Annotated in this window: 9 protein-coding genes; all 9 read right to left on the minus strand. The window is 46.5% G+C overall.

The genetic code is table 11. The features are described 5' to 3' along the window. Positions 1-11 precede the first annotated feature (11 nt). Complete coding sequence (locus C7475_RS00530) at positions 12-1,739, minus strand: hypothetical protein (protein WP_110049885.1); 1,728 nt, start codon at positions 1,737-1,739, stop codon at positions 12-14. Then, positions 1,732-3,075 (minus strand): PKD domain-containing protein, encoded by a 1,344-nt coding sequence (locus C7475_RS00535; protein WP_110049887.1) that lies wholly within the window; start codon positions 3,073-3,075, stop codon positions 1,732-1,734. Before C7475_RS00535 ends, C7475_RS00530 begins: the two co-directional genes overlap by 8 nt. A 54-nt stretch (positions 3,076-3,129) precedes the next feature. Then, positions 3,130-5,910, minus strand: coding sequence for a deaminase domain-containing protein (locus C7475_RS00540; protein WP_110049890.1), 2,781 nt, complete (start codon positions 5,908-5,910; stop codon positions 3,130-3,132). Beyond that, a complete protein-coding gene (locus C7475_RS00545; RefSeq protein WP_146217425.1) occupies positions 5,910-8,171 on the minus strand; it encodes a fibronectin type III domain-containing protein in 2,262 nt (753 codons plus the stop codon). The genes C7475_RS00540 and C7475_RS00545 overlap by 1 nt, the downstream gene beginning before the upstream one ends. 48 nt (positions 8,172-8,219) lie before the next feature. Continuing rightward, positions 8,220-12,560, minus strand: coding sequence for a hypothetical protein (locus C7475_RS00550; protein ID WP_158286374.1), 4,341 nt, complete (start codon positions 12,558-12,560; stop codon positions 8,220-8,222). A gap of 169 nt (positions 12,561-12,729) precedes the next feature. Continuing rightward, positions 12,730-13,296: a hypothetical protein gene (locus C7475_RS00555; protein ID WP_110049897.1), complete on the minus strand. Its 567-nt coding sequence runs from the start codon at positions 13,294-13,296 to the stop codon at positions 12,730-12,732. A gap of 20 nt (positions 13,297-13,316) precedes the next feature. After that, on the minus strand, positions 13,317-15,398 hold the full coding sequence (locus C7475_RS00560; RefSeq protein ID WP_146217426.1) for a fibronectin type III domain-containing protein: 2,082 nt from the start codon (positions 15,396-15,398) through the stop codon (positions 13,317-13,319). Between the two features lie 8 nt (positions 15,399-15,406). Continuing rightward, positions 15,407-20,083, minus strand: a complete 4,677-nt coding sequence (locus C7475_RS00565; RefSeq protein WP_110049901.1) for a hypothetical protein — start codon at positions 20,081-20,083, stop codon at positions 15,407-15,409. Positions 20,084-20,505: 422 nt separating this feature from the next. Further along, complete coding sequence (locus C7475_RS00570) at positions 20,506-21,657, minus strand: glycoside hydrolase family 43 protein (RefSeq protein WP_110052772.1); 1,152 nt, start codon at positions 21,655-21,657, stop codon at positions 20,506-20,508. Between the last annotated feature and the right edge of the window lie 224 nt (positions 21,658-21,881).

Genomic DNA, 21,881 nt, shown 5'->3' on the forward strand with positions numbered 1-21,881 from the left:
AGCCCCCCACGTTAAAAACTATAATTATATCCTACAGTCGCCGTTACGTTACTGGCCGTGCCCCTGGGCGTCCATCGTGTCTGATGCACTGCATTCATGTTCAGGTTATGTTTCTTCATGAACATATACGCCGCATTCATACGCAAATTCAACACCTGTCCCTGTTGTTGCCCATTGTTGGCGCTGCTGTTATAAGAGCTGGTAAAACCCGCCGTTACCTTCTTTTCAAATAGGCGTGCGTTCAGGCCGAAAGTTGGGCCCAGCGTGAGAAAATCATCCCTCCCGATAGTATTATAACTCAGGTTAAACGCGCCCGTAATACTGATCTGTTTAGGTATCAGTAACAAGGTATATGCGGTACTCGAGTTATAGAACCGTGAACCATTGCCTTTCCAGAGTACGTCGTTCTGAATATCCGCTGCATCCTGCACACTCAGGTTCAGGTTGATGTTGTGACTTTTTGTTTTGTTAGCCTTTAACATATATGTGAGCGTTAGCCCCGCGCTCTGCGATATCTGTTTAAAGTTCAGCGTATCCATATTCTCATAGGGATTCGTCTGGTTGATATAATCGAACTGTGGTTTTATATGCGTGTAGGTCTGGAAGTTTGAATAGGTGAAGTTGGCATTCCATTTATCATTCGGCATATAATTGGCATTTACAGCACTAACCATGCGGAAAGTGGAACCTGCTTTGCTATGGTTCAGATCATCGCGCTGATAACCTACGTTACCCGATATGGTAGCCTTATCATGGAACAGTGGTTGGGACAGATTGACGGTGATGTTCTCCAGGTCATTATTCATATAATAAGCGCCCAGTGTTTGATACCCTGGATCTATACGCTCATAACCAAGACCTATCACACTCTTATGGAACGCGTAGTTCATGCCTGCCCTGATGGCTTTAAAGAATTGCGTATTCTTGATATCATACATGAATACACTTCCCAGCAGATTACCTACGTCCGTTTTGACAGCGCCTGCATTATCCCGTTTATCCAGCTTCATCGCACTGTTGGCATATTCCATGGTAAGCTCCAGTCCTTTCGCCGGACGTACCATACCGGTAACACTTACAGATAGGTTTTCTTTAGGATAGATACGCAACGTATCGGGGATGTATTGCATAGGATCTTTGGTATCCTTTGCCTGGAAGAAGTTGAACGACAGCGCATAGTTCGGCTGATTTAAGGCTAACTTCGCGCCATAACCCATACGCTTATATGTGGGAAGAATACTACGTACGGTGCTGTCATAATCTACTGCACGCAAAAGTCTGCCATACATTACGCTGATGCTCCAGGTCTGCTGTGGTGCTATGTCCAGCCCTACGCCTGTAAACTGGTGACCATTTAAGGTATATGGAGAGAACGACATAGCGACATCCCCTATATGAGCAGTCACTCCCTTATAGGTGGGATGTAGGCTCAGACGGTTAGGCATGGTAGGATAGGAGTAACCTCCACCGGCATTGGTCAGGTTAAATGAAAAGGGAAGACTGATCCTGCCGAATAGATTCGTATTCACGTTGCCGTTCAGGAACCAGCTGAATGGTTGTCTGCCGCCACCGCTACCGCTGTTAAATACGGTACTGGCGCTTACTCCGCCATTCACTTTAATTGGTTTCCCCTTGCCGAACAGGTCCCGGATATGTTCAAGGTCTACCTGCTGTGCGGATGACAGTAAAGGCAGTAATAAAGCTGCGGTACACAGGTATAGGATGCGGGCTCTATTCATATTTCTGTACTTTAATATCCGCCATGATATAGGCTGTATTGCCTTCCAGCACGTAGTCCTTTATCTTAATGGCGCCTTTACGGCCGTCTGCCGTTTGGAATAATATAATGCGGGGTAATACTGTCTGGTCAAACTGCAGACCGCCGGTAGCGCCCACAGGTAATTGCAACGCCTGCAAAGGAGCATCGTTCTGTATATTATCGAAATCACTTACGCCGAATGATACGCCACAAAAGCATTGTTCCTGCTTATTGATAAAACGTGTCACTGTAGCCCCCGGAATAGCGGGGAAAGTATAACTGGCAGAAGAATCAGGCGATACAAATTTATTATAGGTAAATGTGCGGCCCAGCCCAAAGAACACAAGGTCGATCTCCTTACCGTCTTTTGTGAGATCATCGTTTTTACGATATATCTTCCTCAGACGTGTGGAATAGAAACAACCAATATCTGCGTGAGCAGTACTGATGCCTAGTTTAACATCCGTGATCGTGCGCAGATGCGAATTCGCTTTTACTGTAATAGTTTTATTTACCGACTGTGTTCCCTTGCCATTCGTATTGGTCAATGTAACTGTATAGGTACCCGGATTGGCAAAATAAATGGTATTGGCAGATGATGTATCGCTGTTCAGCACTCCACCTGTTGATTGCCACTGTTGCGTCAGATAACTGATGCTTTTGCCTCCTAATACTGCTGTTAAAGGTGCTTCATAATCATCGTCAAAAGGACCGGGATTAAGCGTGAAATCAGTCAATAAAGGAGCCTTTACATTGATGGTTTTAGTAGCGGTGAATGTTTGTCCGCCATTGCTAACGCGCAAGGTAATAATATGCGGTCCTGGTTTGGTAAAGGTAACCATCGGAGGAACAGCAGTATTGGCGGTAGCCGGTTCACCATCCTGGAAGGTCCAGTTATAACTGCTTGCGCCTTCAGTATGATTAGTAAGCTTTACTTCTACGGGTGAAAAATCATTCACCTGTACTTCCGCATCGAAAGACACCTGCACGGCACTATCAAGCTGCAACACAATGGTCTTGCTGCTGCGCATATCATCATTCCAGGCTTCCAGTGTGATCTTATGCGGACCAGCCTGCGAGAAGCTGATAGCTCCGGGGCTTTCATACTCAGAGGTAGCAGGTTCGCCGCCTTCAAAGGTCCATTTAAAACCGGTCGCGCCTGTAGTACGATTGGCGATGTTTACGGTGATCGGTACAGTATGCGAGCTGTCTGCCAGTACGTAAGCGAAATCTACTGTTACCGGCCGGTTCACTTCTTTGTAACAGGCGGCCAGTAATAGAATGAATAGTGTATAGGATATAAATTTGGTCTTCATGTTAATAACGGCGTCTTCTTTTACAAACGGTTATGAGATCAAAATCAGCCATGCTTAAGGATGAAGTTTCATACTTGTGATGATATGTAACTTAACATTCGGGAACATTTCCCGGAATTGCGCCAGTACATAGGTACACGAGCGACAAGGAATAAGGTCCGTGTATATTGTTATTTCATCGGTAACATTATTTTTACTTCCTTTCACCGCGCCATAATGATTGGCGAAGTACTCCAGGGCAACGAGATCTGTATCAAAACGTCTTAAAGTTATCTTAGGATCAAACATTCTTTTCCCTGAATTCAATAGATCATAGAATGACTCCGGAATAAACTTGTTACTCACGGTCATTTGGTCGTTGTACTTCTGCTTGTCTTCGGCAATAAGGAACTCTTTCCAGGAGTAGATGACACGCGCCATGTTTCTTTCGCTGCTTATATTATAGCCATCCTTCGATTGCCAGTTGCTAACCTGGGCTACCCATTTATCGTCTGTTAAGTCAACCGTTGTCATTGGATCATTGATATAAAACTGCCGGAATGCCTGGAAGTTCTGTGCATCTTTAACAGGCGAAAACATTTTATCGATGACTATCTGCCTGGCGTCATTGGCTGACTTGGAAATGATCCCATCATTGAATAAGGCCAGGTCGAAATCACTTAAAGGCCCATTGATGCTCGCGAAATTTGCATCTGTATAGATTTCAGGTTTAGTCAGGCATTTCCGCCAGTATAAAACAACATCACAGAGTTTTCTAAAAGCCTTAATATCAATTTCCTTACCACTGGCCTTTTCCAAAAACGAAGAATGTTTGCCGATACCGTCAAGCAAGTCAATGAATTCCTTCCCGTATTCCATTTTGAGGATTTCTGCTTTAATAGCAGGAGCTTCAGTAACAGTGGTTACTATCGTATGAAAGGTGCCCAGGTTCTTAGACCACTTCTGTAGCGCTTCCTTCAACGACTTTGTTTCGTCCAGATTAAAGGTGAATCCCTCTTTGACATTGTGGAGCACGGAGAAGGCTGTTGTGAGCCCATCTACGGCGCTATTGGTTTTGATCTTGTTAATGTTCCAGTAAAGCAACAATGCCGGAACAATGATTTTTTTCCCCTTATAGTCCTCTTTCTTGCCATTAACAGTAAATTCAAACGGTAGATCGACATCAGGAATAATGCCTATGAATTCAAAAGGCTTTTTAGTTCTGTCGATCGACCGGTAGCTGTTCCCGGTAGGATACATATCCAAGATTCTGCAATAGGCCTGCGTGTTGCCCCGGAACTTGAACTCTATGTTGTTGGAGGCAGTGTAGTCTGCCAGTACATTCTTGGAGTAGGGGTTGTAATCGGCGTTCGGATCATAAAGTAACCAGTCGCAGGGATATTGGGATGCCTCCTGTAAAGCAATGACCTTATCCTGGTAAACGTCATAGGCATATTGACAAAGTAACTCCACAACTGCGGTATAATTGAGTTTGCCGCCAAGTTTAGGCAGTTTTATTTTTTTATTAACTACAGTCATAACCAGCTCTGCCACTTCATCAGGCGTTACATCATGGATCTTGCTGTTAATGATCCTGGGCAGTACGCCATTATCCATACTCAGGAACTCAAGTAATCCTGCTTTGTCTTCATCAGGAACACTGCTTATCAGGTCTACGATCATGTTCTCGCAGTAGTTACCCAGACTGAGGATCTTATCGCCATCCCCACATAAGGTGGATTTGCTCAGTTGCTCGAGCAAACATGTCCGGGTTGCAAGAGGAAGCAATTTCAACGATGCGGCGGCACTCATCGAAGAGTTGGGTAAGCCATGCGCATATAGGTCTTGTAATTGCTTGAGCAGTTTCTTGTCCTTGTCACATGGAAGATCAGACAGCTTAAATCCTTCCTTCACAGAAAAAAATGTGAACGCGTTCCTGATCATTTGGGTAAAATAATCCATCCGTGTGGTAAGGTCGCCAGTGTTCCTGCTTGGGTTCTCACCACTCTGATTGTCCGTGTTGTATTTTAATAGTTCCCCAATCAGGGCAGGTGCTATAGAAGAGCTGTAAAAGCATCCGTTAATGACAAAGGTTTGCGGCATTGTACGCTTCCTTTCCACCGTTATCTTGTCGCCCATTCCCATAGTTCCCTGACGAACTATTTGTTCAGCGTACGGGTACTTATAGAAGTTAAATAAAAAGAAGACGATATACTTTTCTTTTTCTATGATGGTGGTTAACTGTTTGTTTTCACCATCCTGTTTTACTTTTTTCAAAACGGCATTGAGGATCGCGTTCTCCTTTTTTGCAAGGTCCACTCCCGGTTTCTTTTCCTCGTTTACCACTTGAGTGTATGTGGTAGGAGCCATCGTAGCCCATTCATATTGCGGTTCTTTCGCGTCAATATATTCGTAATTGTAAATGCCGGAAATAACAAAGTATAGTTTGTAATCTTTATAAGCGGTTTTGTCCAGATAGGTCTTTTTGAGGTGACCTATCCAGCTGTTTAATTTTACTTTCTCACTAATGCCATCCTTATCTATCGTATAATCAATGAGGGTTCCATAGACATCTCTCCAAAAATCCCGGTCAACCCAAAATCTTCTGGCGTATGAACTGGTGAAGTGCTTATAGAAATAAACCGGATCATCGTCCGTCACTATATAATTTGCTTCTTCAGCCCTGCCTTCGTTGATAAGACGTTGGTTTTCCTGTATACGCGTCAACAGGCGTTGTTGTATGGCAGCTGCTTGTTTATCGATCAGGCTATCTCCGGCGGAATTTGCCCTAGCCATATGCACTATGCCCGAAAGCACAACAAAAAGAACAATTAGTTTAAGATATGCCAGTTTCATTATTTCGAAAGTTGATCTGAATTAAGAATGATGATGAGCTGGTCCAGTATAGACTGTTTTACTACCTTGATCAGTTCTTCGTCCTTTTTGCCCTGCATTTTATCTGTCATCACTGTCTTCAGCATGCTGGTGCCTTTCAGCGCCACGTCCTTCGACAGGAACTGTGCAATAGAAGCAGGCGTCTCATAAAACTTCTGGATGGCGCTAACAAGTTTGTAGGCTTTTACATTGGCGTTGGTAAGATGAAATTGTTCCACTACGCCGTCAAACTCTTTCATTTCATCGCTAACCTCTGCGTCTGACAACGTCACTGGCTGTATATCACCTATTGCGACCCCAATGCCGGCATCCGTTGTTTCCTCAAGTCCTTGTTTATTATACATGGCTTGCTGCATAGCTGCCATCTTTGCTGGCAGGTCAGTAGATTTATCCCAATCTTTAGCATCCTCTTTCAACTCCTTAATTGCCTTCACAATAATGCCCGCTACATTGCTCACCAATTCCTCCTTCTCCTTATTCACCGTTTCAACTTCTTTCTTCGCATCATCAAACTTCTTCTCTGCATCCTTCACCTTCTGTTCCGCGGCCGCTTTCGCTTCCGGTGTCTTCGCGTCGGCTAACTCTTTCTTCGCTGCATCATACTCCGTTTTTGCCTGTACCAGGTTATTAGCCGCGTGGTTCATACGCGTTTTCAGCTCTTCCGGTAATTCCTCTTCTGCGGCCTTTTTGATAGCCTCCGCCATCTTCTGCACCGTCACATAATCCGCATCCAAAGTCAGATGTATCAGGTCATTGATCACACTGGCCATGTCGGATAATACCTTCACGATGGTATCCACATTCGTTCCCTGCAGTTTTGTAGAATCAAAAGTTGTCATCAACATTCCCTTCATCAGCTGATGGCTGGTATTTACCTGTATATTGTCAAACTTCACTTTCACACGATTATATCCCAGGAATGGAATGGTGATATATCCGGTACCGGAATACGTACCGCTACCTTTTAAAGTGGTGAACCGTACGGGGAAGTCGCCCGCCATGATCAGATCATCCGGTTTGAGCGTCTTTAAGACTGTATCATTAGCCAGTTTAATATCAGATAGGAGACCGCAATTACCGCTGTCCACAGCATCCTTCGCAGGCATTTCAAACGCATGCACGTCTCCCAGTGTTTTGCTGTTCAGGCTACAGGAGCCGCCTACACGGTATTCATATTTATGGCCAGGGATGGCATCTTTGATCACGGCCTGCGGATCATTGCTCTTTACGTTAAACCATTGTGCGTTATCATTACCCTGCTCACGGTATTCCACGAGGTACTCAAACATCTTTGGTTGAGGCGCCCAGGTAATGGCCGCTTCACCATTGGCTACAGTGGCAGCAACCTGTTGTGGCGGCTGACAATCTTCCTGCAGATTGAAGTAAAAGATCTCGCTGTATCCATTGTTAGTGAAGATGTCAAAGATGTCCGCACCTTGTTTGGCAATAGCGCGTATACGCCAGCCATAGCGTTTTCCAGGTAACATAGGCGGTTGCGCCGGACCATATAGTAATGTAGTGGCGTTAGTGGTAGTCTGGTAGAGTGGTGGCATAGTGCCGAAGGCAGCCTCCGGCAGGATATTGTTGTCCCATAACTCTACCAGTGTAAATTCATATTCAGTGAGGAATGCGGCATTGGGACTTCCCATATGCCGGGGCGTCCAGTTAAACACAATATTCAATGGCTCACGGAAGGCCACCGCCTCTCCCTTACGGGGAAGGTTCAGCAAAGGCGGTTCGCTGGTGCTGATCCATACAGGAGGCGCACAGCTTTGTTTGTCATTGCTGATCAGCTGTCCGCTGTTGGCTTCCACCACATCTACACAAAAAGTATAAAAACCATCCGGTAGCTTGCCGCCGTTTTGTTGTAGCTGCGCACGGGGAATACCGGATACTTCCAGGTTGTCCAGGTTAAAATAAGGCGCCAGGTCGTTCAGCGACAACTGCACCGGTAAACCGGCATCCAGTTGCACGAGCGGGTAGGAGCCATAGTCACGGTTGCGCAGGGCTATTGTGGTTCCCTTGATGTTTAGCCGTAATCGTACGTTCAGCGTCGGCTTCCGTAAATCGGTGTTCAGCAGGGTCACGATCATCCTGGCCTGTGAACCGTTATACAGGTTGCTGAGCTGCGCGGATACCGGCTGCAGGGTCTGTACCTGCACTCTCACCGGATATTGCTGGGCGGCAAGCTTCTGGCATATTATGCATAATAATATGACCACGGCTATTTGTATACTGCGTATCGCTCTCAACGGTATCTTCTTTAATGATTATTGTGTGATGATGATCTTCCTTATCGCATTACCCAACGGTGTTTCCAGCAGGAGCACATAAGTGCCGGCAGGCATGTTCAGCTGGTAACCTATATTAAATTGTTCCGCAGCACTTTCCTTACGGTCGTTCACCAGTTGGTTGCTGATGATATTGAACATGCGCAGACGGATCTCCGATGCTTTGTCCAACGTTACGCGTACGGTAAATTGCCCGTTGTTAGGATTAGGTGATACTTCGAATGATGTAATGAACGGATCTTTCGCACCGCCCGGAGCCGGTATGGATTGTGATTCCAGTACAACGATATCTTTGGTAAATACCTTTTCACAATTGCCGATATAAGAGTGGAGCGTGATGCGATATACACCGGTATCCGCAAAGCGAAGCCCTGCCAGCAGCGGTGTGTTCTGCAGTACAGTAATGTTCTTATTGTTAGGTATCTCCCATACAGTGCGCTCCGGCATAGGCGTACTGATATTGATCAGCGATACTTCCTCATTACGGAACACCTGCGTTGTCATCACAAATTCAGCTGCTATATCTGTTTTGCGTTGTTCTATGCGGATGGTATCACGGCCAATACAACCTTTACTATCCGTAACACTTACCCAGTACTGACCGGTATTGCTCAGTGTAACCTGTGGTGTAGTTGCCTGGAAAGCAGGCTGGCCACTCCAGGTATACGTAGCAGCAGGATCTGCTACAGCAGCATTGACGGTGTAAGTCTGATCGGTACATAGGGTCTTGTCAGCGCCAAGTTTTACCTGCAACGGAGCAGGATCGGGCAGATTAAATGTCTGTACACGTTTGCAATTATTGGCATCCTGTATAGTGAGGGTGTATTTGCCCGCACAGAGGTTTGTTATTCTGCCGGTTGTTGCACCGTTGCTCCACTCATAGCGATAAGGAGGAATACCACCGCTAACCTGTGCGCTGATAGCGCCATTGCAGCTGCCTGCACAAACAGGCGATGTGATGGCTGCATTGATCACAATGCCATTCGGTATAAATACATCTGCGTTGTTCTGTGCCTCACAACCACGTGCATCAGTTACAAATACCAGGTAAGAACCTTCTGGTAATTTGCTGATATTGGCGGTGGTTGCACCATTCGTCCATTCGTAACTATAAGGACCGGTACCACCGGTAACAGTAGTATTCACTGCGCCATCTTCTCCGCTGGCACAGGTCACCGGTGTGGTTGTCAGCTGTACCTGCAGCAGGTTCGGTTCAACGAGCAGGAATGGATCGGATGTTTTACTGATATTATTAGCGTCTGTAATAGTCACTTTATAAGTACCGGTTGTTAAGCCGGTTGCAGATGGTGCCGTTTGACCGATGGCAGTATATACAGCACCATCTTTCTTATACCATACATAGCGGTATGACTGGGCGCCGATGATGCGCACGCCTCCGTCGGCAGTAGCTTTCAATACGCCATCCGCGGCTCCTTTACAGGATACATAACGCTGCTCTGAGAGGGTCACCACCAATGGAGCTGGTTGTTCTAATGTGATTTCAGCAATTAACGTACAACCCTGCATATTGGGATCAGGACCGGTGTATTGAGCATCTGTAATGGTAATGATATATTTGCCTGCAGGTATATCGGAAAGTAGGTTCTCATAACCATCGGTCACTACCGTACCTGTACCATTACCCATTGGCGTACCGTCAGCCCGTTTCCAGCTAACATTATAACTACCGTCAGCGTTAGCGGTACCACCTTTAAGCAGCACTTTAATACTACCGTCCGAGTAGCCATAGGCGAGCGGCTGCGTTAATATCTGTTGTGGTATCTGAAGGGGAGCAGCTGGTTGTTCTACTGCGGAATCACCTGATATCGGACATCCATGATAATCAGCGATATCTACGGTATACGGGCCGGCATGCAGACCTGTATTATGTGCTGCCTGGCTGCCATTACTCCAGTTGTATTGATATGGTGATGTACCACCGCTTACCAGGGCTTCCAACGCACCATTGCTGCCATCATAACAGGTGGCAGGAGTAGTATTGAATAACAGCTGTAGCGGAGCCGGATCTATCAGGTCAGTAGTATCCGACCATGTTATGATACCATTGGCATCTGTTGCTTTTACCTGGTACTGGCCGGCTGGCAGACCGACAGCTGTCGAATCTGTTTGTCCGATAGCCACGGTTGCGCCATTTGCTATCTGGTACCATTCGTAGGTGTAATAGGGCTCGTTGTTAAATGGTACGCCACCGGTCACTATCGCCGTCAGGGTACCATCGATCTTGCCGGTACAGCTAATGCTGTCCGCGATCTGTATATTGGCCACTAAGAGTGGTGGTTGTGTCAGTTTAAATGTGTTGATGAACAAACAGCCGGTCCTGCTGTTTGTAGCAGCAGCATTATAGTTGGCGTCTGTAACAGTCAGCGTATAATCGCCGTCAGGCTGGTTATTGATGGTCGTGGTATATATTCCATTACCATCTACCGTACTGACAGGTGTTAATATAGTGCCGTCCGCCTTTTTCCACTCTATGTTATAAGAGCCATCTGCATTGGGAGTACCTCCTTTAAGATGCACGGTGATGCTACCATCTGAATATCCAAATGCTTTAGGTTCTGTAATGGAGCTGGCGTCTAACGCAAGTGGTGCATCAGGTTGTTTAACACTGAAGCTTATTTCCTCATCTCCGGTAGCTGTTTTGCCCGGGCATCCGTTCTGGTCTTTTACCTTAAGCAGATAATCTCCCAGGGTCAGGCCCGTCATAATATTCTGGTTGAACGGCAGTGTGAGATAATCATTATCCGCAGTGCCTTTATACGAGGCTGCATAGCCACCCGCACCCCCTGTAATGTTAAGACTGATACCGCCATCATTGCCTCCATAACATTTTACATCGATCGGTGCAGGTGTAGAGAAGACGACTGGTGTAGGTTCTTCTAACTGGAAGTTAAACGTGCTTGCATCACTGTAAGTCCTGTCGCCATGAAAAGCTCCGGTAACCTTTACCTGGTAATTGCTGGCGGAAATGTCGTTTGTTGGCCAGGTATAAGTATTGCCTGGTCCCATAATAACATCTGTCTGATTAGGTAAGGTGCCCCCGGTAGGGTGTTGCAGGTCCTTGACCTCTACGTCTAGTGTTTCTCCTGTATACAGTTCTCTGTCAAATTGAAGTGTAAAACCGCCGTCATTAGCGCCGTTACATGAAATCTTTTTAGGGGTGATGCCAATAATTCTTGGCGATTGCAACCTGTAGTGTAGTGTAATCGTACCAGATTCACGGTCGGGAGCGCAGGCAGGCACCATTTTAAACGTTATCATTTTGGTGAGGTCACGCATCCAGTCAGCGCCGAAAAGACTTTTGCCCGATATCTGTAAGGGATTGACATTGCTGGCTATAAAGTGGGGAATGCCGTCAGGGAGCTCGTAATACCAATTGTATTGAGAGGTCGGTATTCCCGATGGGCCTCTCAGCGTGATTAGGTCATCAGTAGGTAGTATGTTGGTACCCTGTCCTTGATATATTATTTCATTCTTGACCTGATTATAGGTCACGTGGATTCTACTATCCGCGTTCATCGTCGTTACAAATGGATTATTAATCCATCCATCAAATGTTACACCTGTATGACTGACATTGAAGGTCTCGTTCCGCTTCGTTGAAATAGGAAGAAAGATGGTTTTTGTTCCTTTACTGTTAACCTCTACAGATGCAATTTTCTTTGGAGTACCGTGCAAGACACTTCCTGTCCTGTTAATGATGTCCCCTTCGGCGGGAGTAGCAGTCGATATAAATTGTAATACCTGCTTATCTGTTGTACCATCTGTATAATGAACACTCACGTCATAGTCCAACTCAAGAGCGAGGGGATATACTTCCGTCGTCTCGAGCTTTAGTTCGTACACATTGGACACGGGTTTAATGCCTATATGTATAGTTGATTCTTTGTGATAGCCGGCAAATAAATCGCCAACCTGAGTATTAAAACAGGTACGGTCTCCCGCCGGAAAGAAGTAATCCCGTTCTCCTTCGTCCGCGGTTTTGTTGCAGCTGATTCTCCGCTTGCTAAATATGGCAATCCCTATTACCGGATTGTCCGCAGTAAAGGTGATCGTTTTCGGGGAAAAATACCACACTATGCCATTTGAGAGGCCGTCCAGGTATGAGGAGGATATAAGCCTTGAGCCACCATACTGCATAATGGCATATGCTTCATAGAGACTGCCGCAGGCTGCGTTATCGCCGAAGCCCATGATGTCGCATTTTATGGTCAGTTCATATAACGCCGTGTTCTGCGCGGCTATCCTGCCGGTAAACACCAGCAAGGGAAGGCATAACAATAATAGGGCTCTTTTTATCATAGGTTGCATAAGTAAAAAGTATGCAGGGTATTAATAACTTGTTTTAACTTATTTGAACGGACCACTTAAGCCTGGCTTCGTTATTTATACCGGAGGAAGTGCTTTCTTCCTCCGGTATAGTACAGACCGTTTTGGTTCACGGTGCGTAAGCAGTATCGATCTTCAGCAATCAGTCTGCAATCGTCTTCACAGTTGCCGGAACTGCCTTCAGAATACTTTGTTGCATAACAGCGGGATATACCTCTGTTGGCTGGTTCTGCAGTGCATATCCTGTGGCCACAGGTTTAATGGTGATATGCATATTAGACTCCGCGTTATATCCGGCAAACAAACCACCAACGTTCACATCAAACCAGCTAAGATCGCCTGCGGGGAATAAGTAATCTGTTTCGTCACTAGCCGCGGTTTTGTTACAGCTGATTTTCCGCTTGCCCCAGGTAGCAATCCCTTTTACAGGATTGTCAGGGGTAAAGGTGATAGTCTGCGGAGGAAAATTCCATACTTCACCAGGCTGAATACCATCCAGAGGTCCGGAGGCGATAAGTTGTGCACTGCCGTTCTGCATAAGTGCATATACTTCATAAAGGCTTCCACAGGTAGCCGTACTGCCAAAACCCATAATGGAGTACTCTACGGTCAGTTGGTACGACGCCGGGTTCTGCGCGGACAGTCTGCTGGTCAACGCCAGCAGGGGCAGGAATAACAACAACAGGGCTTTTTGTGTCATGGTTCTCATAAGTAAACGGTATTTAGGTATTAATAACTTGTTTTGACTTTTTTAATCGGGCCGCTTAACCCGTTTTTGTTCACAGCGCGTACGCCATACTCATAAACAGTATTGATCTTCAGCGATTCATCCACAATCGTTTTTACGTTTGCAGGAACTACTTTCCAGAGGCTTAACGGCTGACCGCCAGCGCCTTTGTATAACTGGTATTCGTTGATGCCGGTGTTACTGTCCTTCCATGATAGTTCAATGTAACGTTGCTCGCGGTTCACATAAGCATTCACCGTCTTAATGCCGATAGCGTTCGGGTCTGAAGGCACTGTAACAGTAATAGGCTGGGTAGGCGGCGACTCAAGGCCACTGCTGTCCTTCGCCATCATGATGTACGTATAGGTCTGTCCTCCTTCAATCAACTGATCTGCGTAATATTGGGTGCCGTCATGGAATGTTTGGAGCAATAACCACTTCTGACTGCTGTCAGCTCGGGTCTTCCTGTACAGCATATGTGCAGCCACATCTTCATCTCCACTGTTCACCCAGGATAATTGTACCTGGCCATCTGCAACCTTGTAAGCGGCGAACACCGGCGAAGTAGGCGGAATGATATCCGGTTTCTTCAGCTCCAGGATAGCAGAATAATCAGATTGGTTATAGCGTTTATCCAACGCCGCTACCGCATAGTACACTTTACGGTTCAGGAATTTTATAGGGATCGTGTCTTTATAAACAGTCTTCATATAAATAGAATCCACCAGCGGAGACAGCTCTTCATGCAATCTGCCGGCGCGGAATACTTTGTATCCCTGCATATCCTTTTCAGTATTTGCTTTCCAGGTCAGCGTTACCACACCATTGCTGTCCACAGTACCCGCCAGTCCAACAGGCGGTGCAGGTGGAGTAGAATCTACCGGTTGCACCAGCACAGGGAAGGAGGTGGTCGATTCTCCTTCTTTGGCAATAGCCGTAATAGTAAAATAGTTCGACGGAAATAGCTGATCGTATTGCAGGCTGCGCTGATCAGGGGCAATGTTGGTCAGTACTGTTTTGTATGGACCGTTTTCAGTTGTTGCCTGGTTCAATGCGAAACCTTTAATGACTGTGTTACCCGCTTTTTCAAAGTCCCAGGTAAGTGTCATTTTTCCCTGTTCAGAGACATTATGGCTGCGGATGTTCGGCACATATATCAATATCTGCCTGCCTTTACCAATAGTTGCTACAGAAGGAGGGCCCTTTTCACCGAATGCTGAAATGCCCCGTACCCTGAACTGATATACCGTATTGTTATCTTCCAGTGAGTCAATAAAATACATACGCGGAGAAGGCCTGTTGTCTTTCTCATTGATGTTGGTCACTGGCAGCGAACGGGCTGGCTCAAAGGTCTTACCGCCGTCTTTTGAACGTTCTACTATCCACGAAGTATAATAGTGCTTCAACACACTGTAATCCCAGCTGAGCGCTACCTGTTTATCGCCAAATACAGCCCCTACATCACCCGGTACTGGTAAAGGTGCATAATCCTGTATGCCGATGAATACACCGCCTGTATCGGTCGCTAAACGCTCTTTTGGCGCCAGTGACGTAACCCGGTAGAGGTATTTTTCATTGGGACGGGCTTCTTTATCTTCCCAACCCCAGCCGGCCATTACAGCAGCTTCGAAGCTATTGTCTGCCGCATACAGGGAAAGTGAAAAACGTTGTTCCTGTTCGGCCGATTGTGCCATGATACTGGCAATACCATTGCCTCCGCCGCCTACTTCGAAATCCTTACCGTATAAAGCCTGTGCAATGATGGCGGCATATTGGTCACGCTGCGCAATATTCTCCCATTCGTTTAATGGTTTGGGGCGCAGCGGCTGCGTATTCAACACCTTAGTCTCCGGAGATGGCAACAACTTACCATCCCTGGTAACGGTATAACGGGTAAGCTGAAAACCATATTGATTACCGAGCTTCCAGCCACGGGAAGTGGTCATGCCCCAGCGCAGCAATATGCTATGCTGCCGGGCCGAGGCGGTAACCGCTATTCTCGAGCTGTCTTTATGCTGCGCGCGTAATGGCGATACAGCGGTAAAGCATATAAGTATAAGCAGTGTAGTAGATAACCTGCGCATTGTATACATTAGAAGCCGGTTGTTTTAAATGGATTATGATAATTGAATACAGCACTGCTGGTTTTAGTTCCGTCAGGCAGCACATATTGGTATTTTACTTTGTAAGCACCGTACCGTATAAAAGGGAAACGTCCGTTTATCAGATAGTCATACTTTGCTGCCTCCTCGGTTCCCATGTACCTGTTCGTTACATTGTATTGCAGCTCTTTGTAGTCCTGGGCGTAGATCTGCGGAAGATTGTACAGGTATGGCAACCTTGTCTTGATCCAGCTGGTCACTTTACCGGTAGACGCTTCCGCCAGGTAAGTCGGCATCACTATAAACGCCTTGCTTGGCGTTACGCCGAATTCGTCCGTATTACGTTTGGTAATGAATACTTCGTTATTGATAGGATAGTTGGCATACAACAACGGGTTGATATCGCTGGTATAATACGCATCATCCATCACCGCTTCCACATTCACCATCGGTTTGTAACCGGTGTAATTGGTACCGGTCATTTCCACTACTTCAAAGCCTTCATAATCACCTACGTCAGCCAGCAGGCGCACTACGTCAGTGGATACAGTTTCTCCCACGCCGTTCTTCAAACGCAGCGACTGCATCTTCTCTCCGAACGTATTGAACTTGCTGGTGCGGAAGTTATAGTGTAGCAATGATTTAGCTACATCGCCTCTCGAAACTGTCTGCGCCTGGTTATTAGCCACAGAATAGCCGCCGTCCTCACCGGCGTCCTGCTGTTGCTGGTAAGCTACTACCTCATCGGTGCTTTGTGCGCCCGGAGGGACCGCAACAACGTCAAACTGGTACGCCGTATTAGCTTTCAGCCCCGTTGGTGTGAAATGAATGATCTGTGACGCCTCGTCATACGTCATATCCACTTTGGTAATCTGACCGGCAGCATCTTTGAAATTGATCGCATACTGCCATTTGGCGTCAAACAGGTAACCCTGTCCCGTACTCAGGTTAATGGTGCCTTTGTCAGATTCGTCTTTATAATAGTATTGCTGATTCACCACCGGGTACGCATAAGCGATATTCTGCATCGGTATATAATCCGGTGCCGTACCGGTAGTGAAGGTCACAGTTTCAATTTCTTCGCCCGGTTTGCCGTCTACATAAGCCGTTTGCCAGGTACCGTTTTTCAGCCGCTCTTCAAAGGTCACCTTCACCGTAGCGGTCAGCTGTTTTTTAGAAGGCAGTACTTCTTTGGAGTAGAAGGATACACCATCGTTGTTGCTGTTCCATTCCAGACGGCCAGCTATCGGCTGACCGTTATCCATAACGGTAAATGATGCCAGTCTTGTACGGTAGGTCTTTGTGCCATTATCGTCGTCTACATCGAACTGCTGACCCATACGCATGTTAAAGGCAGCCTGCGGTGCAGTGAATACATCTACAGCATCGGCATTAGTAGCCGGTTTCACGTCAGAAATGATCTTCACATCGACAGGGCTGTTACCGTTCATTACGATCTCACACTCTTCCCCGATAACGACCTTCATTCGCATATTACCTTTTACGAGGCCGTTCAGCACACTGAACTTAACAGCCATATAGCCACGTACCCAGGTAGGATTGGGTAGCTTCGCCTGCATCAGCATGGCCGCCGCGCCGGATATGAGCGGTACACGTGCCTTGATGAATTTCAGATTTACTTTCACCCCTAATTCGCCCTGCAGGTATACATATGCCTGACCGTTAGCATACCATCCGTCTATACCTATCTTCTCACTGCTGCCTACGCAATGTGCATCTCCATAATCTTTCAGCATGATATCGAAACCAAGTCCCGCTTTAAAGTTGGCGTACAGTATCAGGAAACTGATATCGCCCGTTTCCACGGCAAGGCTGGCGCCGAACGCAAAACCACGGCCTTCACCCAGCGCATTGGCGTCACGCATGTAATCCAGTTCCTGTATGTCTACACCGAGGATGTCAGCTACTTCCTGCGGTGGAGGAGGAGAACCAGGTATCTTGTCACCTACCATCAGATAGTTGCCCGATTTGATGGAAAGGCCACCTATGGAGAACTTCATACCTAAGCGGTTTGTCGGCGTACCCATATGCAGGTACCACTCGCTGGGCGATATATGAAGCACGGCCCAGCCTGCGCGGTTGTCGTTGGCTACGCCTGTCAGCATACCGTTGGCTACATTCACGAACATGTCAAAGTTGCCATGCAGGGTAGAGGTGGTGAAATCATATTGTATGCCCACATAGGCAGTGACGCCCACTTCCGCGGCCAGGTTTTGATCGCCCGACAATAACGCCGCTGCTGAAGATGGATCGGAGACTTTCAGCTCCTCCAGCTTCTGACCAGCGTCCCCGAGTTTGGCAATAGCTTTCTGTTCTTCTGCCTGTATTTTTGCAAACTGTTTAGTGATCTGACCTGTGATGTTACCCATCGGTACTGTGGCCAATATTTTGGCATAACCATACAGTCCCATGAAGTTGACACCACCAGTGCGGTTGAATGCTACCTCGAATGATACTTCCCCGTGCACTACTTTGTCTTCAACCATATCAAACAGTACGGCAGCTTTGATACCCAGGCCTGCGGTGGAATCCGGGACATACTTCACACCCGTCGGAGACGCAATGGTATCGATACCTTCTTTCTTCATCCGGTAATACGCGCCGCCGCCAAAACCCGATATTTTCAAAGGTGGAGCTACTGCAATGCCCGGTTTGAATTCAGCCTTGCCATCCACATACCAGTAGCGGAAGTCCTTGGCGCCGAACATGGCGCGGGTCCTCACCTTTATTTTCCCCTTCATGAAACTTGCGTTCACCTCACCGCTGATAGCATCGCCATATACAGCGTCATCATCATATACCTTCAGCAAACCGGATATAGACATCGCCTCACTTAAGTCGGCATGCACTGAAATGGAGTCCAGTTTTATTTTCCTGAATTCCCAGGTCTGCAGGCCTTTACTTTGATCAAATCCTCCTACCAGGGCTAGTCGGGTGTCACCACCAAACTTTCCTTCCATCAGGTTAAAGCGTACGTCGATATTGAGATTGGCTGTACTGTCGTTCTTTGTTTCCAGGGCAATTTCTTTAATGCCTACAGGGAAATTGGAGATAGTATTTTCATCCCTATAGCCAAAATACTTAGCCTGGAGATAAGGAGCTTTGGCTTGCAGGTGCAACTCCTGGAACATGATGCCTTTAAATTTGGCAACAGGATTTCCGTTGTCATCTACCTTCAGGGATGATGCCAGGATCAGATAACCATTCAGCATGGCTTCCGGCTCAAAACGGCCGTCAGCCAGTTTTAACTGTACCCACGAGTTAGGGTTTAGCTGTACTTTTGCCCGCCATAGTTTAAAATCCATGGTGTCGATCGTATTCAGCTTCAGTATGTATTCATTATCTGCCGTAATGACTGCAGAATAACCCAGCGGCGCTTTTGCCACCGGCAAACCAAGCATACCGTTGAACGCCGCTCCCGTAAGGTGGTTAGCCACAAAGTCTACCTCCATATGGTCTACAGAGAAACGCCACCCGGCTGCGCTGCCGTCTGATAAAATGTTATTCGCAAAGAAGTTACCGGAGATGCCATTATTATCGATGAGCAGGTTTTTACTGCCGAATGAGACACGTTTATTTGATTGGCCGCGTATCTGGAATTGTTTGGGCAACGTTACTTCCAGGTCCGATACATATACACCACGCCATAAGTTAGGGTCATCCGCGGGCATATATTTCTCCTGGTAATCTTTTGGATACACAACGTCGGGAGAGTTACGAAGGTCGCTACCATCATACACTGCTTTACCTACCTTGAAGCCCACACCTTTGAGCGGTGTTACTTCAAATGCAGGCAGTTCAACGCTCACAAGTATATCATTCCAGTCGCTCACTACCGTGTTGAATGATGCCTTTACCTGTGCGGAAGTATCTGTATTCCTTTCGCCATCTGCCTTTAACGGTACCAGCATGCTGCGTGGGAACATCAGTTCCCCGCTCACCCCCAGTTCCTTAAAGCCGTTACAGTCTATTGTTACATAGGTCTGGTCAAGGCCCTGACCTGTTTTCATATCCATGCCGCCCTTTAATATCAGGGCAGCGGTACCGCCTCCCAGGCGTATAGGTATATCTCCCAGCAGCACCAGCTTTGCATCGCCGAGTATGCCGCCTTTGTAAGAAAGCTTAAGTCCTTTTAAACCAAAGAAGATCTCGCGCGGCTCCTGTGGTATCTGCACTTTGGCATATACAGTAAGCTCCGCATAGGTGGAATAGAACATGGCATTACTCACCGCAATTGTTACGGTAGTATTGCCCACGGTCTTAAAAAGCCCTATTGGCAGCTCATTCAGGTCGTCTGGCTTGAGGGTGGAAGTATAGCGGTTACTCTTATCTATCTTCTCAAATTCAGCCTTCGCAATGTCGCGGTACATGTGTGCACTGCTATCAGTGTCATATAGGCTTCGTAGCGTAGCATCGGAGAACAAACCTGTTTCAGGCGCTATCAATGCTTCTGCCACCAGTTGTTTATCAATGTCCGGAAAACTGCGGGTTTCCATCATGCTGGTAGCCATGTCATTAGCCACCGGTATCCGGTTCCTTACATAATCACTGTCCGCCGCGTGTACGGTAACAACATGACCAATCATTAATAACGTTAACAGGCTAATGTAACGGCAATAGAATCTTTGCAGGTAAAGTTTTACCATAGGTTCAGGAGTAATAGGTATAGGGTTGTAGGGAAAGAGCTCAGTTAACGACGGATCAATTACGACAGAATACAACAGTTGTGTCCCGGATGCTCTAAACTATCCCTTAAACAAATTTGATGTAAATATTAGTGTTTTTTTAATATTGGCAAAAAGAATTATTTGTCAGATGGACGCAATTGGAAAGGAGGGGTGGGGCTGATAGTTGTGTATCATATTAAGAACCATTACGTTGGTCATGGCTGGATCGGATGAGTAACATTTCAGATGTAGGACAATATAAAGGCCAGTTAAAACCGGCCTTTATAATACGGGAGTCCCGTGTCGTTATCTTAGTTATATAATTGCTCTTAACACAAGCACTGGATTTAATAGCGGTGACAGTTATCCAGGGAAAATTTTCAGTATGATTCTCCGTCCATTTACTTACTCCCGGCCGGAACAGGCTGCGATGCCGTAGTTGGCCCCTCAACAGTAAGTTTCCCATCCTTAGAGATCTTCATCCGGTCAATAAAGACCACACGTTGATCGCCGGTAGCCAATGTCCTTGCATGATATACGCATAACATCTCTTTGCCGTCAGGTGAATAGGTAATACTATTATGACCTGTACCGGTTACCACACCGCCCTGCTCTACATTCTTTTGTAACACGGGATTATTAGCCGCTTTAGTGAACGGGCCGAGCGGACTTTTAGCAGTGGCATATCCTACTGCATAGTTCTTACCGCCAAAGTAATTCGCAGAATACATCATGTAGTAAAGATTCCCTTTTTTGAAAGCGACAGAGCCTTCTGTCCAACGGCGGTTAACCTCTTTTGATGTAACTGAGCGGCTTTCCCATTCCGCCTGTTTGTCGTTCATTTTTACTGGCGGACGAAGTAACAATACCGGCTCACCAATTACGCCACTGAAATCCGGTTTCAACTCAACACCATATACCCAGCTTTCTTCAACAGTATCATACCAGCCTTTCTGTTTGGCCCATGCAGCCACTTCACTCTCTACAGGATGTTTGTAGCAGCAGCGGGAGTAATAAAGAAACATCCTGCCGTTTTTATCAAACAGGACATTCGCATCAATAACCGGATAACCAGGATCGAAAACAGGCTTGTTACTCAGATCGGTGAACGGCCCTGTAGGGCTGTCTGAAACAGCTACACCGATACGGAAGTTCTCCAGGTCATGATGCGGGTTGTCTTTCCATTGTGCACTGTAGAATATATAGAACTTAGCATTATGTTCATACACTTCAGGCGCCCAATAAGCACCGTCCCATGCGGCGGTAGAGTCGCTCCATCCATTTTTGTTGGAGGCGTAATATACCTGTCCCTCGTTTTTCCAGTGAATCAGATCATCAGAAGAATAAGCAGCAAAACCATTTTTAGCGCCGCCGGTCCCATACATATAATACTTTCCGCTCTTGGTCTTTAAAACATACGGATCTCCAAATTCAACAGGCAATGGGTTCTGATAGGTAGCTCCCGTTGCCTGTTTTTCACTTTGCGCAAATCCTTTATTACTCAGCGTCAGCATCAGGCTCGCACCGGCCAGGATATGGATCAATCGTTTCATCATTACGTGTTTATTCAGGACTGAAGTGTCCCGTGACCGATAAAAATAAAAATAAATTCCAGATATTTTTCAATCTCTGTTATTGAATAAATAAGAGTTCATAGCGGGTATATTCAACAAGAAAGTCTCCTTGCCGGGTTCATTCCAGGATGCCCTTATTAAATCCCGGAATAAAGAAAACCACTTATCAAGTTTTTATAAATTAAGATGTAATTAGGACACTT

The organism is Chitinophaga sp. S165, assembly GCF_003182155.1.
Taxonomy (GTDB): domain Bacteria; phylum Bacteroidota; class Bacteroidia; order Chitinophagales; family Chitinophagaceae; genus Chitinophaga.

Coding starts and splice junctions, on each gene's coding strand:
- C7475_RS00530 (WP_110049885.1), bottom strand. CDS start 1,739: ATGAATAGAGCCCGCATCCTATACCTGTGTACCGCAGCTTTATTACTG.
- C7475_RS00535 (WP_110049887.1), bottom strand. CDS start 3,075: ATGAAGACCAAATTTATATCCTATACACTATTCATTCTATTACTGGCC.
- C7475_RS00540 (WP_110049890.1), bottom strand. CDS start 5,910: ATGAAACTGGCATATCTTAAACTAATTGTTCTTTTTGTTGTGCTTTCG.
- C7475_RS00550 (WP_158286374.1), bottom strand. CDS start 12,560: ATGATAAAAAGAGCCCTATTATTGTTATGCCTTCCCTTGCTGGTGTTT.
- C7475_RS00555 (WP_110049897.1), bottom strand. CDS start 13,296: ATGAGAACCATGACACAAAAAGCCCTGTTGTTGTTATTCCTGCCCCTG.
- C7475_RS00560 (WP_146217426.1), bottom strand. CDS start 15,398: ATGCGCAGGTTATCTACTACACTGCTTATACTTATATGCTTTACCGCT.
- C7475_RS00565 (WP_110049901.1), bottom strand. CDS start 20,083: ATGGTAAAACTTTACCTGCAAAGATTCTATTGCCGTTACATTAGCCTG.
- C7475_RS00570 (WP_110052772.1), bottom strand. CDS start 21,657: ATGAAACGATTGATCCATATCCTGGCCGGTGCGAGCCTGATGCTGACG.